The sequence below is a fragment of the Euzebyella marina genome, assembly GCF_014855515.1.
In the GTDB taxonomy this organism is placed as follows: Bacteria; Bacteroidota; Bacteroidia; order Flavobacteriales; family Flavobacteriaceae; genus Euzebyella; species Euzebyella marina.
This window is the reverse complement of sequence record NZ_JACYFK010000003.1, coordinates 517912-534691: the sequence shown is the minus strand read 5'-3', so window position 1 is coordinate 534691 and position 16780 is coordinate 517912. Positions and strand designations below refer to the sequence as shown.

11 protein-coding genes are annotated in these 16780 nt (G+C 42.2%); all 11 read right to left on the bottom strand.

All coding sequences use genetic code 11. The features are described 5' to 3' along the window. Positions 1 to 365 precede the first annotated feature (365 nt). From IL356_RS15350 to IL356_RS15300, 11 genes are read right to left on the bottom strand one after another with little or no spacing between them, the layout of a single operon-like run. On the bottom strand, positions 366 to 1514 hold the full coding sequence (locus IL356_RS15350; protein ID WP_121848403.1) for a Gfo/Idh/MocA family protein: 1149 nt from the start codon (positions 1512 to 1514) through the stop codon (positions 366 to 368). A 40-nt stretch (positions 1515 to 1554) separates the two neighbouring features. Further along, positions 1555 to 2367 carry a sugar phosphate isomerase/epimerase family protein gene (locus tag IL356_RS15345; protein WP_121848402.1) on the bottom strand — a complete coding sequence of 271 codons (813 nt, stop codon included), beginning with the start codon at positions 2365 to 2367 and terminating at the stop codon, positions 1555 to 1557. An 18-nt stretch (positions 2368 to 2385) separates the two neighbouring features. Further along, a complete protein-coding gene (locus IL356_RS15340; protein ID WP_121848401.1) occupies positions 2386 to 3192 on the bottom strand; it encodes an alpha/beta fold hydrolase in 807 nt (268 codons plus the stop codon). Positions 3193 to 3221: 29 nt separating this feature from the next. Beyond that, on the bottom strand, positions 3222 to 4247 hold the full coding sequence (locus tag IL356_RS15335) for a sugar phosphate isomerase/epimerase family protein (protein ID WP_121848400.1): 1026 nt from the start codon (positions 4245 to 4247) through the stop codon (positions 3222 to 3224). Between the two features lie 35 nt (positions 4248 to 4282). Continuing rightward, positions 4283 to 5494, bottom strand: coding sequence for a class I mannose-6-phosphate isomerase (locus tag IL356_RS15330; protein ID WP_121848399.1), 1212 nt, complete (start codon positions 5492 to 5494; stop codon positions 4283 to 4285). A gap of 27 nt (positions 5495 to 5521) precedes the next feature. Next, positions 5522 to 6589: an aldose 1-epimerase family protein gene (locus tag IL356_RS15325; RefSeq protein ID WP_121848398.1), complete on the bottom strand. Its 1068-nt coding sequence runs from the start codon at positions 6587 to 6589 to the stop codon at positions 5522 to 5524. 32 nt (positions 6590 to 6621) lie between these two features. After that, entirely contained in the window at positions 6622 to 7422 is an 801-nt protein-coding gene (locus IL356_RS15320; protein WP_225621512.1) for a 3-keto-disaccharide hydrolase, read from the bottom strand. A 20-nt stretch (positions 7423 to 7442) separates the two neighbouring features. Further along, positions 7443 to 8699 (bottom strand): FG-GAP repeat domain-containing protein, encoded by a 1257-nt coding sequence (locus IL356_RS15315; RefSeq protein ID WP_205601283.1) that lies wholly within the window; start codon positions 8697 to 8699, stop codon positions 7443 to 7445. Positions 8700 to 8729: 30 nt separating this feature from the next. Then, on the bottom strand, positions 8730 to 11423 hold the full coding sequence (locus tag IL356_RS15310; RefSeq protein WP_121848395.1) for a c-type cytochrome: 2694 nt from the start codon (positions 11421 to 11423) through the stop codon (positions 8730 to 8732). A gap of 54 nt (positions 11424 to 11477) precedes the next feature. Next, positions 11478 to 12986: a RagB/SusD family nutrient uptake outer membrane protein gene (locus IL356_RS15305; protein ID WP_121848394.1), complete on the bottom strand. Its 1509-nt coding sequence runs from the start codon at positions 12984 to 12986 to the stop codon at positions 11478 to 11480. A gap of 52 nt (positions 12987 to 13038) precedes the next feature. Then, a complete protein-coding gene (locus tag IL356_RS15300) occupies positions 13039 to 16125 on the bottom strand; it encodes a SusC/RagA family TonB-linked outer membrane protein (protein ID WP_121848393.1) in 3087 nt (1028 codons plus the stop codon). Positions 16126 to 16780: the final 655 nt, after the last annotated feature.

Sequence of the window (16780 nt, the reverse complement as noted above, 5' to 3'; positions counted from 1 at the left end):
GAGCTACATCAAATTGCTATTACTCAAGGTGATTTTTAAAGATCCGACACAACTACAAAAATTTTACTTCCTTTTAACGCCAAAAGACCCTTTCAAGCAGTACAGTACAGGATGGTATTTCTTCCATTTTGAAGTAATATAGTACTTGAAAGGAGTGATACCCTTTTGAGTTGTTTGAGTTAGTTTAATTGAAAGGGACGAATGTTGTTTTTTGTCCCTTTTTTTCCAATATAAATTCGCCTTTGCAAACTTCCAAACCTATCTCATTACCCATTCTAACCCGCCAACCTAAACATAGAAATCCCGACCCAAATACGAAATAATCGTTATCAGGTCGGGATTTTACTTTAAGTTAGTTTGGTCTTTTAAAGACCGGTATCTTGCCAGCTTTTCGAGTTGGCAGAATTGATAACCGCTTCACAAACTTTTTGGGTCATCATGGCATTTTTAAAGGTAGGCTCACAAGGCTTTCCTTCTTGTAGACTTTTCAAGAAGTCGGCCACCTGATGAACGAAAGAATGCTCATAACCAATAGAAGTTCCAGGAATCCACCAACGATCCATATAGGGTTGGTCGCCATCGGTTATCAATATTTTTTTCCATCCGCGAACGATTCCCTCGTCTGCATGGTCGAACATTTCCAAGTAATTCATATTGTGAAGATCCCATCTTAAAGAGGCATGCTCTCCGTTAATCTCCAACGTATATAACGCTTTATGGCCACGGGCATACCGTGTAGCCTCAAAAAGCCCCAGTGAACCGTTTTCGAAATGACAGTGAAAGATACAGGCATCATCAATACCGACCTTCTGCTTTTCACCCGTACCTTGGTGTACCCTTTCTTTAATGAATGTTTCGGTAACCGCCGATACATCTTTAATAGGTCCGTTCAACCACATGGCCCCATCAATACAATGTGCCAATAAATCACCTGTTACCCCTGAACCCGCAGCATCTACATCTAAACGCCAAAGCGCTTCGCCCCCCTGTGGCAAATCAGGACTGATAGTCCAATCTTGCAAGAAATTGGCCCTGTAGTGAAAAATCTTACCCAATTTTCCTGAATCGATAATATTCTTTATCAACGTAACTGCAGGAATTCTGCGATAGTTATAGAAAACCGTATTTGGCACTCCGGCTTTTTCAATGGCATCGACCATAGGTTGTGCCTCTTCTACCGTGCGGGCCAATGGCTTTTCACACAGCACCATTTTACCGGCCTCGGCGGCCGCTATGGCAATATCGGCGTGCATATCGTTTGGGGTACATATATCGATAGCATCAACATCGTCTCGTTTGATTACCTCTTTCCAATCTGTTTCGTACGATTCGTAACCCCATTGTTCGGCAAAGGCCTTTACTTTAGATTCGGTACGTGAGCATACCACTTTCATTACGGGATTATATTCCAATTCAGGGAAAAAATCACGAATACGATTGTAACCGTTACTATGGGTTCTGGCCATCAGGCCCGTACCTATCATCGCTATGCGCAGTTCTTTCTTTTGTGCCATTATTCTTTAGTTTTTAATTTAAGTTGTAGTTAAAATTCATTTACAAGAGAGGTCGTAAAACTTCCTCGATATAAATACCGTCTTTAGCGGTCACCCCATCAGGGTTTACGATGGCCTCATCACATTCATCTTCAACAATGATCCAACCTTCAAAACCGCTCTCTTTTAGGTATTTGGTGATGCCCTCAAAATCGATAATGCCTTCACCCATTTGCGCCCACTTACCGTTCTCGAACATGTCTTTGTAGTGTACACAGTTGACTATATCTCTATATTCTTTAATGACCTTAAGGGGGTCCATTCCACCTTTTGCCATGTGACCCACATCCGGGGTGTATTTAATCACCTTACTATCCAACCCATTGAGCAAAATCTTATAATCTTCTTCAGTTCGGTAAATGGAGCCCATAGGGGAGTTGGGGTGATAAGAACAGGTAATTCCCTCACCTGCGGCCCTGGTGGCTATCTCGTTCACACAACTCAAAAGGTTCTGCTGGCGTTCTACCAGATTTTCACGGTCGCCACCGGGCATTTGAACCAAAAGCAAAATCGCCTCCGGAAAATAATTCATGAATTCGATCCACTGATCGGCATTGCGCTTTTCTTCAGCGGTCTCCTTAGGATTTCTCCAATCTTCTACATGACATAGAACCGATAGTTCGATATTATTTTTATCCAGTGCCTCTTTGAACACCCGGGGGTCTGTAAAACCGTTCATAAAACCCGTGTCGGGCTCTATGCTTTTAAAACCGGCCTTGGACATTACACCTAGAATATGCTCCAATTTATTTTTATAAGCATCACCGGACATGGCCCAAGTGTACGTTTCACATCCTATTTTTATTTTTCCCATTTTCTATTCTTTTCCCAATCAATAATTCATATTCAACCAATTCAGTACTCGGGTATTGAAATCATCAATTTTTTCCCAATGGAAGGCATGGCCCGCGTCTTCATATAGGTGCAGTTCACTGTTTGGTATACCGCTAGCCACCTCTTTGGCCATCCATTCAGGAGTAAACTGATCTTCTTTACCACCAATAACCAAAGCAGGAACTTTAATATCCGGTAATTGGTCAACCACCTCATGAGACATACAAGCATACGCTTGCCCTTCTAAACCATGCAGTGGTTGCTGCACTTGAGCAAAAGCAGCCTCTTTCTGGCCTTGCATGAGGCCCTCGTATTCTTGATCATCATCCCAAGTAGATTTATGGAAAATCAGTAACTGAATGAAGTTTGAAAACTGTTCAGGCCGCAAATGGGCCTTGGCATGCATCATGTGGGTAAAAATCGCTTTTGCTTTGCGGTCACAGCTTGCCCAAGGGCACATTAAAACCATTGCTTCAACCATTTGAGGGTGTCTAATAGCCACTTGCAAGGCGATAGCACCCCCCATTGAAACACCCACCACTGCTGCATTTTCTATATTCAAGGCTTTTAGCAACCCTGCAGAATCATCGGCCATTTGAGCAGTAGTGTATGCTCCTTCAGGTTTGTCGGAGAGGCCTACTCCCCTATTATCAAAAAGAATACAGCGGTAGTTCTTTTCCCAAAAAGAGACATGCTTTTCCCAAACCGAATGGTCTGCAGTTATGCCCATGATGAGCAAAAGGGGTTTACCTTTTCCTCTTTCTTGATAATGTAGCCTGATTCCGTTGACGGTCGTATAGGGCATTATTGATTCGATTTTATTAGTGTTTCAGCTTAGCTCCATCCGTGCATATCGCGCACCTCTACTAATTTGGCAAGAATATCGTTCCAGGTCTGCTGTTTCATCATGACGTCGTTATCGAACATACATCCGTCCCAACAGATATGCTGAAAAGCTTTGGTCAGGTTTCCACTGCCATCGCGCAACCAATAACCGGCATCTTTTGCGACATCCAACTTACCATTTGGATCAGTGGCCAAACAGTGTCTACCAGTTTTATCATGAGATCCTGTACCATGAACGGTACCATCGTTTTGGGCCACATGAAAATCGATGGTCCATGGTCTTAGGGCATCGGTTACGGTCTTCAGTCCATTTTCCAAGGTAGCACGGTCAGACCAATCAAAATCTTTTGGTAAAATTCGATGCTCAGGTGCGTTATAACCCAGTAGATATAATAATGTGTGCGACATATCGGCTTGAAAACCGATGTTCGGCCGATCGACGGCCTCTAGGGTCTCTACCATCGTTTTCCAGCTGTGCATACCGCCCCAACAAATCTCGCCTTCGGCAGCCAACTTTTCATCATAGTCGGCAGCGACGTCACAAGCAGCCCTAAAAGTATCGGCCACCAACTTGGTGTTTTTGGCAGGATCTTGCGCCCATTGCTCGGGGCCGGAAGCAGAGTCAATTCGAATAACACCATACTGGCGTACCCCATGCTCTCTTAAAACCTTTCCGAAATGACAAGATTTGCGAACCATTTCTACAAAGGTTTTTCTATCTTCATCAGAACCTAGTGTCGGCCCTCCCCAAATAGGAGCTACCAAACTACCTACGTTCAAACCATGGCCCGCAATTTTATCGGCCAATCTTTTTATGTCATCATCGCCCATATCGATATTGATATGCGGATCTAACAGACCGATATCGACACCGTCAAATTTGTTACCGTCAACTTCTGCCGCGGCAGTCATTTCAAGCATTGTATCAAAAGGAATGACCGGTTGCGAATCTGGACCTTTACCCACAATTCCCGGCCATGTGGCGTTATGTAGTTTTGGAAAAGTATTACTCATCTTCTCTATATTTTAGTGTTCTACTTAATTTTCTTTTAGTCGAGTTGTAAATCAGGATTTTCAGGACCAAAATGCTTTAACATCACAATCGGGTCTGTAGCGCTCTCATTCGTAATGATAATACCCTCCTTTGCGGCACTCTCTGTTACGAAGTACTCATCATGGGTCAATTGCCCATAACGGATTAATGAAGGAGTTTCAATATCCCAAACACCCATTTTACCGTGGCCCTGCATCATGATCATACCATAACAGGCACTATCTTTGATGGTTACCGTTTGACCTGGGAGTATGGTCAATTCTTTGGCACTAAAAGCATCGGATCGATAACAGATCCATTTATCAATATAACCTTTAGCTTCCATTTCTTCAAGAGGTTCTACCGGAACAGGAGCCATAAACCTAGTTTCAAGCATATTGGGGTCTGTGTTGAGCTCCCAATCGATTACTTCCATTAGTTGGTCATAATCTCCTTTACGATCTTCAGGTGTACCTTTCCACAATAATTCCTCCGGTATAATGGCTTCGTTCACCAATGACTGGTACATAGCAAAAACGTCGGAGGCCTTTTGTGGCTCATAAGTACACATACTACCTGGGGCATGAAGCATTCCCGGAGGTACATCCCAACCGGTACCAGGCTCTAACCTAAATGCCGAAGAGTAATTGGTAATCTTATTATCACCTTTGGTAAAATTTTTCAAGCACTCTTTGATCTGCTCTTTGGTCGTACCGGGGGTTATTCCAAAAAAGGTATAGGGAAAATCACCACCATGGTTGTTCACTTGCGGAGGAAAATAATACGCTTCCGGTTTTCCCTTTTGGCCAACTTTGGCCGCATGCTCATCATTGTGATGAATGTGATGCGGTAAAGGACCCATGTTATCAAAGAATTTTGAGTACATAGGCCAGCTTTTATATTCGTTCCAAAGCCTGTCACCTATAATTTCTCCTTTTAGTTCGTCGATTACATCTTTTAAGAGTATTTGAACCTCTTCGCCCCCATCTTCAAGAACAACGTGGCTCAAACCTTCATTCTTTCCTGTCAGTGGGCCATTTTCGGCTGGTGTGGTAGAAGAGAACCAACGCTCATCGATACCCCCGCGTTCACCGCCTAACACATAATAATCGTCTGGGTGAAGTTTTATTCTTCTTCCGGGAACACAAAATGATCTTGGTACCCAAGTTGGCGTCAAGCGCAAAATTCCCTTGCCTTGTTCCAGTGCTTTTTCAGCCAATGTTGCCATATTACTCTCTGTTTAAAAAGGTTTAGTTTAAATTGAATTAATAAATTTTTCTATTTCTTTTTCTTGCAAAACCTCTATTTGCAAATCATACATTTTTCTTTCATTGGGCTCCAAATAAATCAAGCTTCCTTCTTCTCTGGCCTTTTTTTGGCCTATCGGCGGATTGGTGGCCGGCTCCATGGCCGTCACGTACTCGTTTTCTCCCCAATGTTGCCAATTGACCAGCCATGGTAATTGTTCTTTCTGAAATTGAAGCCCCACCAGTAAATTCAGTTGTTCATTATAAATTCCGCATCGGGAGACCCCAGCATCATCAGCCTTGATATCAATAAAAGCAACATCTTCACCTGTACCGGAATGGGCTTTCAATGGTGGGGGACAGACCCTAAAATCGTTACCATCTTTAAATACTTTCTTATCGGTGTCTGGGTTAGGCGATTTCCAATCACCATTCCAAAGCAATTTCGTACCCTCATCAACCAAAGGCCAACCAAAGTTGACATGGTATAATAGCATGTGCGGAACTCTACTATTGCCCCTATTGACCACCTCATCTTGAATGTTGATTTTGGCTTCACCCAATCTTCCAGAGATGGTTCTTCTCAACTCTAATGAAGGGCCAAAAACTTGCGTTTCTTTTATAACCCCTGTAATACTCATTTCTAACTCACCATTTGCAGGGTCGGGCTGAACGATTGAAATTACTTCGGCCGGGGTATTACTGATTCGACCGTGCACCCCTCTATGCCCATTTTCATCTTCTTCAGGGCCGCCCACATGTGAAAGTCCACAGGTGGTGACCAGACCTCCTACAAAATTTCTTAGCCAACCGATACCGTGGTCCGAAAATCGATCAGGCGGCAATACGCCAGCATGACTCAACCATGCAAGACTATATTGGTTGTAAAAAGCATCGGCAACATCCATCGCTCGATCAAGAAGCACCTTATAACGTAGACCGGTACCCGTGTTGATCCAAGCGATGCGTGATCCTCTTCCCAGACCATTGTCCAGAACCGAAGTTTCAATTCCGCCCATCTGGGCAACATTACCCACTTTTCCTTTTGCCTGTGCTATATATGCCGATTCTATCATAAATCTATCTCACAATTTGGAGCACCCAATGATTAAAGTTCTTTGATTCTTATATTTCTGTACTCTACTTTCATTGGAGGACCGACATGAACTTGCACACCTAAGTGACCCGCGTCTTTTCTGTTAACGGCATCTTCATCGGTCACATCGCTCATAAGGATGCCATTTACGTAATGCTGCAAGTGGTTTCCATTGATGACCAGGTGTACTTCGTTCCAATCTTCATGCTTGATTTTTGTTTTTAGCGAGTCTGATTCTCCTAAAGAATCTACCACTTCCCTACTTTGCCAACAATTGCGCTGCACATTGGCGCTAAGTGATCCTGGCTCATCAGGATTGTCTTGTGTGTTGATAATGACTTTTTCACCACGATACGCTAAAGTGGCCCTTTTCTTTTCCTCATAGTTTTGCCCGGTGTACCGAATTTTGCCATCTATATCGGCCTGATAGCCTCGAAGGGCATGAGGTATCGTATCTATCTTATCACTTCTATAATTGATTCCGCTGTTTCCCGAATCGGCAATTTTGAATTCAAGCTTCAATTCGAAATCTGACGGTTGTCCGCCTTGCCAAACAATAAATGTGTTATTTTCTAATAGGGTTTCAGGAGTCACTTGACCGACCAAGCTACCATCTTGTACGCTCCAATAAGTTGGGTCACCCTCCCATCCTTCTAAAGTTTCGCCATCAAAAATCTGTACAAAACCATCTTTGTCAGCTTTCACTTCGGTCGTTTCTTCTTCAACAACCGTTTCTTTTTCTTTCTTTGTTTCTTTACAAGACTGAATGGCCAATGCCGCCAACAGCATATAAAGACCAAGTCTAATATTCATTTTTTTCATCTTTTATTTCTTTAGTGTTTTTGTTCTTTTAGTTCGTTGTTAAGCTCTTTGTTGAAATACACCGTTAGACCATCTTTGCCGGGAACCACAATATCTGGTCGCCCATCTTCATTGAGGTCGATTACCTCAAAAGAGACACCCGTACCTTTTCCTTCGCCATAAACCCCGAAATCGATTACCTGTTTACTGAAACTCTCGCCGTTCCAACGAAAGTAATACAGCCCAATGGGGTCATAACCTCCAGGGTCGTTACCGTTATGTGCCTTGTAACGCTTGCCAGTAACGAGTTCTTCGACACCGTCACCATCAAGGTCGGCCATTTCCATAGTGTGGTATTGGGAATTGAAAGGGTCAATTGGATGTTTTGACCACTCTCTTGAACCTTTCTTTTTATTACCTATAGATTGTTCATACCAATGCAAACCATAACCATGCCCCTGCCCCACTATCAAATCATTAAGACCGTCACCGTTCACATCTGTAACCAACATGGGTACACTGGTAGTACCTAATTGAAATTCTTCATGCAAAACCCACTCTTCATTGAAAATATCTTCGGGCGCTTCTAGCCAGCCGTGCGGAACAACAATGTCACCTCTACCATCGCCATTCAGGTCTCCATAACCCAAACCGTGACCTTGCTTTTCAGCAATGGTCTTTACTTCGAATTTTCCGTTCTGCCAGAAAACTATACGCAAAGCATCATTGGGTGTGTTGGGAACTATTTCTAACACGCCGTCGCCATTCATATCCCAAGCTCGGGTAGATTCAATATTACCCACTTCGGCAATTAAATGTTCAGGCCATTCTTCTGATCCGTTGTTTTCCTTCCAGACCAATTTCTTCTCGAACCAGCCGCCCGTAATAAAATCCGTCTTTCCATCTGAATTAACATCAAAAGGAATGGTTGAAAAATGATCGTAATATTCACCAAATCGCTTAGGCCCACCCACGGAGTGCCGTTTGGCAAATAAAGGCCCTTCATACCAGAAAGCTCCTGAAACAATATCTAAGGCCCCGTCATTATTGACATCGAAAACCCCCACCGATTCATAACTCTCAGTAGCAATTTGCTTCTTTTCAAATACGATGGTCTGAGGAAGTACTGGTTCCGTAACCGGTTCTTTTTGACACCATATGGGGGCCGAGCACAATACTAGACCCGGAAATATGGCATAAAACCTGTATGGCGAGCATACAGGTTTTAGCCTACTTTTAATACTGATTATCAGATTTTCAGAAAAATTTTCAAATCCAATCATGCTCATTGCAAAAGGCAATTCTAATTATTCATATTCTTATTGCCCCGCCTCTGCTTGGTCTTGGCCCGAAAAAATCTGATTTTCTTTGTCACCACCGGCAACCAGATAGGCCAATAAGTCTTTTACCTCATCTGGCCCCAAACGATTGATCGTACCTGGAGGCATCAATGAAATAGTCGACATACGTGTGCTTTGCACTTGATCTTTGGCTATACTTCTAATTACATCCGGTGCGTAAGGGTTTTGGCTAATTTTATATTCCGAATCATTTTCACTGATCAAACGTCCTACTACTGAATTACCATCTTTTAGCGTGAACACGGTAGAGTTGTACTGATCGGAAATAACATCGTTCGGATCTATAATTGCCTTCATCATATCTTCCGGTGAGAACCGCGTACCAATCTGTGTTAGGTCAGGACCAATATTCTGGCCTTCGCCACGCATACTATGGCACGTAATACAGTTGGTGGCCAAGAACATGTTTCTACCTTGCTCAAAGTCGCGGTTTTTTAATCCGTCGGCCAATAAAGGCTCGATATCTTCTTCTTGCCAGTTTTTTCTAGGCCCCTTTGGCTGCACCGCATTGGATACCAAATCATTACCGGAACTGCTCAGCAAAGAGTCTCCCGACATTTCGTTATACATCTCAAACTGACTTTTAGATACGTGCGACAGTGCACCTTGTCTAGCTTTATCGATGAACCCGATATAACTTCTACCCGCTTTAAACGAGAAGGCCTTGTAGAACCATTTGAAATATTCTTCGCGTAATTCCGGAGTCCATCCATTGGTAGCACCACTCAAAACGGTACCATAGTAAGTACTTTGGGCCGGAGGCATGTTCTTAAGTGTCTCGGCGATATCCATACCATATTGTGGATTTCTGAGGATAAGATCGGCAGCCTCGGTAGCGGTGTTCGCCATTACGGAAGCATTTTCACCCTGAGGATTTTCTAAAAGTGCCAATGTCTTTGACACAACCGTTGGTTCGCCCACATAAACTAAGGTCTTGCTTAAAAGCTGATTAAGAACATCAGTCTCAGATGGATAATGTGAAGCTAGATAAGAACGTACTTTTTGTTGTGATGCACTGTTCGGCTTACCCATTCTTGATAAAGTGAGCTCTATAGCGCGTACCAGGTCGACCTGTTGAGCCGTATTAAGACTTACATAGTCAATTTCGGTCAAGGCCTGAAGCAATTTGCTCTGTTGATTCGAATTACCCTGTCTTGCCAAAGCGATGGCACCTTGAATCTTAGCGATGGCATCGGTCTCATCATACACCTTCTGTTGCCAAGAATCGACTGGTTGATGTTCAACCGCTATTCTAGCGGCATATTGCAAGAACCTATCATCACTTTTCAAATAAGGCCAGGCAGCCTCAACAGCTCCTTCTTTGGCTCCTAAATGATAAGTTTCCAATTCTTTTCTCTTCTTATTGGCATCTGTCTGGGCAAGAGCTGTGCCCGCACCTTCGACCTTATCGTCACCATCGTAATAAACACGGTATAAATCAGAATCTAACCTTCTACCTCCGGTCATAAAGTACATGGCACCATCAGGCCCGATGACCCCATCGGTCAAAGGCAATGGCAACCCTGAAAGAAACTCTTCTTTCACCCCTTTATAAGAAGAACCTTCTGGTTGTAATTCGATACCGTAAACGATACCAAAACTCCAATCGAATGCAAAAACACTGTGCTTATACTTTTCAGGAAAGTTAGCTCTACTGCCGTACATGACGTTGGTAGGTGATCCCTGACCAATATTCATTAACGGAGGTAAGTTATCAGGGTAGGCAGGCGACCATTTTCCGTTACCGGTTCTCCAACCGAATTCGGCGCCACTGGTAACATGGCAAATTCGTGTAGGTCGGTACCAAGGCATACCCAAATCCCATTCCATATCGGAATCGTAAACGAACATGTCTCCCAATTCATTAAAAGCTAAATCATAAGGGTTTCTAAACCCGGCAGCTACCAGTTCCCAATTCTTTCCTTCCGGATCTACTTTGGCTATCCACCCACCTGGTGCCCCTCTATCGTTTGCGTGACCACGCGGATCTTTAATTTGTGGAAACAAGTTATCATCGGCCCAGTTCTTAGGCAGTCTATAAGTAGCCACATCTTCAGGTAAATCGGTGTGGTTACCAGCAATTACATACAAAGACTTTCCATCAGGCGATGGAATAATACTGTGAGGACCATGCTCCCCCGCCCCATGAAGGGCCTGGAGCAGGGTAATCTTATCATATTGATCATCATTATCGGTATCCTGCAAACGGTAAAGACCACTGGTTTTCTCAAATTCTTCATCGCCCCAGTGATTGATCATTACATAGAGACTGTTAAAGGCATACAAAAGACCTTGGGCGTACCCCATTTGAACAACGGAATCTGCGACCTGCTCACCTGTTTGAATTTTTAGTTTTTCAATTTTCGGTGTTAGGTCATCAGAACCGATAGGTGCAACCTCCATACGATAGAGTGCCCCATATTGGTCAGAAGTAATCAGTCTACCCTTGTCATCAAAGGTCATTGAAACCCAAGAACCGGTACCAGCCTCACCCGGGCTATATAAATGCTCTGCCTTAAAACCAGGTTGTAGCTTTAATTTGGCAATTTTCGGATCTTGGTTTTCTGCGGTTTCCGCCTCACCTCCTTTGTCCGTTCCACACGAGACCATTAGCTGAAGCGCAGTTGCAAGCAGAAGAATTTTTTTGATCATTTGGCTTAATTTGATAATTTATTTCAGTTAGATTTTTTAATGCCTTTGAAGGTACTAAAAATTCGGGTTCAACGACGATTCAGACGCCGGAAGACCATATCTCAGACTTATATTGGAGAAGGCATTACCTCTAGGTTCCGCTCCCTCAGGATAATAGTAATCGTTAGGGTTTGCCTTGATTCGGTTTCCGTAAGCCGTTATAACGTCTACGGCGCGACCTGTTCTAACCAAATCGAACCAACGTTTGTTCTCAAAAGCCAACTCGACCCTGCGCTCGTTAAAAATGGCTTCCCCTAAATCACCAGTGGGATCCCCAAGACCCGCACGCGTACGAACTTGGTTCAGATATATCAGAGCCTCTCCCGATTCGCCCTGTTCTTCAAGCGCCTCGGCTAAAAATAACAATACTTCAGAATAGCGATATACTGGCCAATTAACACCATGATTAAAATGAAGTGAATGTGGCTCTAAAAATTTATTGATTATAGGATATGTTCCATCTCTCCAAAAACTTCCACTAGAATTTACATAGGTTATTGAAGCATCTTTTCTTAAATCTCCATCTTCGTAGGCTGCTAGTATATCCGGTGTAGGAATATTATTCCCTTCACCACTCAAGGGCTGTGGGTTAGATGTTTGCATTAAACTTCCTACCTCCTCAGCGTCTAAAGGCCAAGGAAGGCTATAATAAAGGAAAGTGCCATTCAAACCTTCAGCTCCCTCCTTATATTGAATCTCAAAAACTGATTCCATGTTATTCTTATTACCGCTGTTACCTGAAAAAGCATCTGCATAATCGGGCATCAACATGTACTCATCACTTTCAACAACCGCTCTTGCTTGAGCTTCAGCCTCAGCCCACTGCTCTCTTACGATATGAACATTTGCCAACAACGTTCTTGCCGCACCTGAAGTGGCCCTCCCTGGGTCTTGCTGTGATTTTGAAGGAAGTAAGGTAATCGCTTCACTAGCATCACTAATTATTTGAGTATATAGTTCATCCTCGCTAGAAAGTGGTAAAGCCGCATCTTCACGGGATAGTACTGGCACCAAGTGCATAGGTACACTACCGAACAATTGCACTAAATCAAAATATGCCAAAGCTCTTAAAAACAGAGCCTGACCCTTGATGTTGTTCTTGGCGGCTCCATCAAATTCAGCCTCATCTATGGTCGCTAAAATCTGATTGGTACGGGCAATTACCTGATAATTATAAACATATACATTTTGAACATGAACATTGGTAGTAATACCTTGATCGGTAGGTACCGCAAAATCGGCAAGATCTTCTTGTTGTTCGGTCGCTCCGAAAGCTGTATTACGAGCATAATAGGTATTATCGGAATGCATTTCTTTTAGATAAATACCTGATGGACCGCCCCCTGTACCATTCAGCACAGTTCTTAATGGAGCGTAGGCACCGTTAACAGCTTGTTCAAAATCAACTTCTGTTTTATAAAAAGTGGGAACACTCAAGGAATCTTCTGGAAAGATGGTCAATTCATCTTCGCAGCCTGTAGCCAGTACCCCCAGCACTACAAGAATTGAGAATATTTTTTTCATTGTATTATTTTTTTAGAAGAGTCTAATTCTTTTTTAATGATTATCCAGCCTATTAAAAGTTCAGGTTTACGCCTAAACTGAAAATTCGGGGAACAGGGTACCCCGATAGGTCTACCCCTGGACTCAAGTTACCTCCATCACCGTCTCCATCAGATTCTGTACTGATTTCTGGGTTTGGACCACCCCAGTACTTCGTGAAAATGTGTACATTTTGAATTGAACCGTAGATTCTGGCAGACTTGAAGAAACGGTCAACACCGCCTAAAGTATAGCCCAATGTAATGTTTCGAATATTAAAGAACGAGGCATCGGCCACAAATCGGCTGTTTACCCAGTCTCTTTCAATACCTGTGACATTACCGCCACCTACTGTTGTACCATAGAAGCCTCTACCAGGGTTATCTACAGATCTAAATCTGTATTTAACATCTGACAACAAATTAAATACACCATCAAGGTTGGTTGTACTATAAAGGTGACGAACCAGAACATCGTTACCTTGAGATCCTGTTCCGATTACGGAAAAATCCCAATTACCATATTTGATCGTATTGGTGATACCGTAAGTGAAATCAGGGAAAGGATTACCCATAATCGCTCGGTCATCATTGTCACCACCATTGGTAATAACACCATCCCCATTAACATCAACCAATTTGATACTACCTACCGTAGACCTACCCGGTACTTGCGGAGAACTATCTAAATCTTGTTGGTTCAAGTAAACACCATCAGCTATATGACCATAAAATTGAGCGAATGGTTTGCCAACTTGGGTTATGTGAAAGGTACCGTAGACGCGATCAATACCTTCTGCAAGCGACACCACTTCATTTCTATTAAAGGATATGTTTGCGTTGGTTGTCCAACGGAATTTACCCGTGGTGTTCACTGTATTCAGAGCGAATTCATGACCCCAAAACTTTATTTCACCAATATTATCGCTAAAGTTGGTAAAACCGGATTCTTGAGGCACCTGTACATTGTATAAAAGGTTGGTCGTGTTCTTAGTGTAGTAATCGTAAATGAAAGAAACACGATCATTGAAAAGACTCAAGTCAAACCCTATGTCAAATTGTTTAGTAGTCTCCCAACCTAAATTAGAATTTGATAAAGAACTCACTGCAGAACCTGGAGCAAATTCATCATTAAATGCCGCATTCACTCGGTTATTGATTAAAGCATATTGGGTGTAGTTACCGATATTATTGTTACCAGTAACACCGTAACTTGCTCTAAATTTTAACATGTTAATAGCTTCTTGATTCTCCATAAAGGCTTCATCGGAGATAATCCATCCAGCAGATACGGATGGGAAGTTACCCCATCTGTTTCCTGAACCAAATCTTGAAGAACCATCTCTACGCACCGCGGCCGTAAGCAGGTATTTACCTTTATAGTTATAGGTCAATCTGGATAGGAATGATACCAGGCTCCATTCTTGAATATTATCAAAAGTGCCGTTTCTATCAATATTCGCGGCGCCCTGTATGGTTGGCAAACGATCGTCTGCAAACGTATTGGCAGCTATCCTATTAAAATCTCTTCTAAACTTCTGATAACTAAATCCCCCTAAAAGAGAGAAATTGTGATCACCGAAACTCTTGGTATAGGTCGCCAAGTTTTCATTCAAATAAGAAAAGTCTCTTTGATCTTCCCAAATGGCTTCCGATGTGGTCGGAATGGGCACATTGATACGAAACGTAGCGGTCGAAGGACTAAAGAACTCATACTTCTCATTATATATTTCAGCATTTAAGCTCGACTTTATAACCAATCCATCAATCGGCTCATACTCTACAAAAGCATTGGAAAGTATGTTGACGTTCTTATTTTCATTTTTGATTTGCTCAGCCGACGTTAACCAGTTGGCGTATGAGAAAATATTTCCTGTTTCGGCAGGAAAATTATTGAAGGTCGTTCTAGTACCATCTTCATTGTAAATGGGCATAATCGGCCAAGTATGAAGGGCGTTGAAAAGAATACCGACACCACGATCACCGTCACTACGAGGCGTATTGTCTTTTATATAGGACGGGGCAATATTGAAGCCCAATCTTACTTTATCCGACACATTATAATCTAAATTGACCCTTAACGAATAACGCTCATAATCAGAATTGATAACAACCCCATCTTGCTTAAAGAAACCGGCAACTACCGCAGTACGTAATTTCTCTTTATTTGAGGTAATTGTCAAGTTATAGTTCTGCACAGGCGATGTTCTTAATAGAGCACCATACCAGTCGTTGGTCTTTCCTTCGTATTGAGAAGGGTCTTGAAAAATGGCGGGTACTGGATCACCCTGATCTTCGTAATATTCTTTTTTGAACTGGGCGAACTCTACGGCATCCATCATATCGATCCTACCCCTTTGAGGCACCTGCTGAATTCCCGTTGAAGTGTTAAGACTTACATTGGTCTCACCAACAGTTCCATTTTTGGTTGTTATGAGTACCACCCCGTTGGCAGCCCTCGAACCATAAAGAGAGGTTGATGCTGCATCTTTAAGAATGGTAATGTCTTCAATCTCATCAGGGTTTAAGTTGTTGATTCCCCCTGAAATCGGAAAACCATCAATGACATAAAGAGGTTCGCTACCTCCAGAAACAGAAAGTTGCCCCCTAATACGTACAGACATTCCCTGACCAGGCTTACCTGTGGTTTGATTGATCTGTACACCTGCAAGCTTACCTTGCAGCTTTTGTGTTACTTGTGAAACCGGCAAATCGGCCAACTCTTGTGCTTCGATTGTCTGTACAGATCCCGTTACCTGTCTTTTAATCTGTGTACCATAACCTACCAACACCACTTCATCAAGGGCCGTGGCATCTTCGGTCATAGTTGCATTTACTGTAGTTTGGCCATTTAATGGAATTTCCTGGGTAGTAAAACCTATATAGGAAAAAACAAGGGTAGCGTTCGAATCCGCTACATTCAAAGTATAGTTGCCGTCAAAATCGGTAACCGTACCGTTAGTGGTACCTTTTACGATAACATTTACACCCGGCAAGCCAAAGCCGTCATCAGCCGATACCACCGTACCAGAGACCGAAGTGCTTTGGGCGAATGCATTAAAAGATAAAAATAGGGCCAAAACCAAGTACAAGGTTTTTAACCCAAATCGGATTTTTTTCATAGTGATTAATTAAGTCAGTTAGCGAATAGTTCAAGTCGATAGAGTTCAGCATTCTACCGATTTAGTTCAAATGTATCTTTCGAAATCGTTTTCGCTATCCTGTAGTATCCTGCTAATTCGATAAAAACAGATAGAAAATTTTCAACGACTTCATTAATTTTAGGCCTAAAATTGTCAATTACACACCTATTATTGTAATTCAGTAAATTTTATCTAAATCTCATTTGATTTTGCTCTTCTAGAATCATCGAATTTTGAGGTAGAATAGTTAGAATGAAGAGTTGTGTATGATAAGTTTCTAAGCGGTGGTCAATATTCCATTGGTTTATTGCAAAATTCTTTTATAATGAGCTAACCTTTAATATCCCCTATCACTGAAAAATTTCTTACAAGAATTCTGACAAGCTTAATTACAGAAGGTTGCACCTAATTAACCGAGAGGAAAATACATACTTTAATAAAGGCAAATGAAGGTCATTTTATCAAAATGCCAGTAAAAAACAGAGCTACCATATTATTGATATCCGATTCAGTTAAGAAAAAGTTATCATATCTGCTATTTATAGTAGAAAATTTAAATAAAACGAGAATTTTGCATTTTTTTGCCCAAATAATATATTTCCTATATAATTTTACATTATCTTTATAAGAAGTA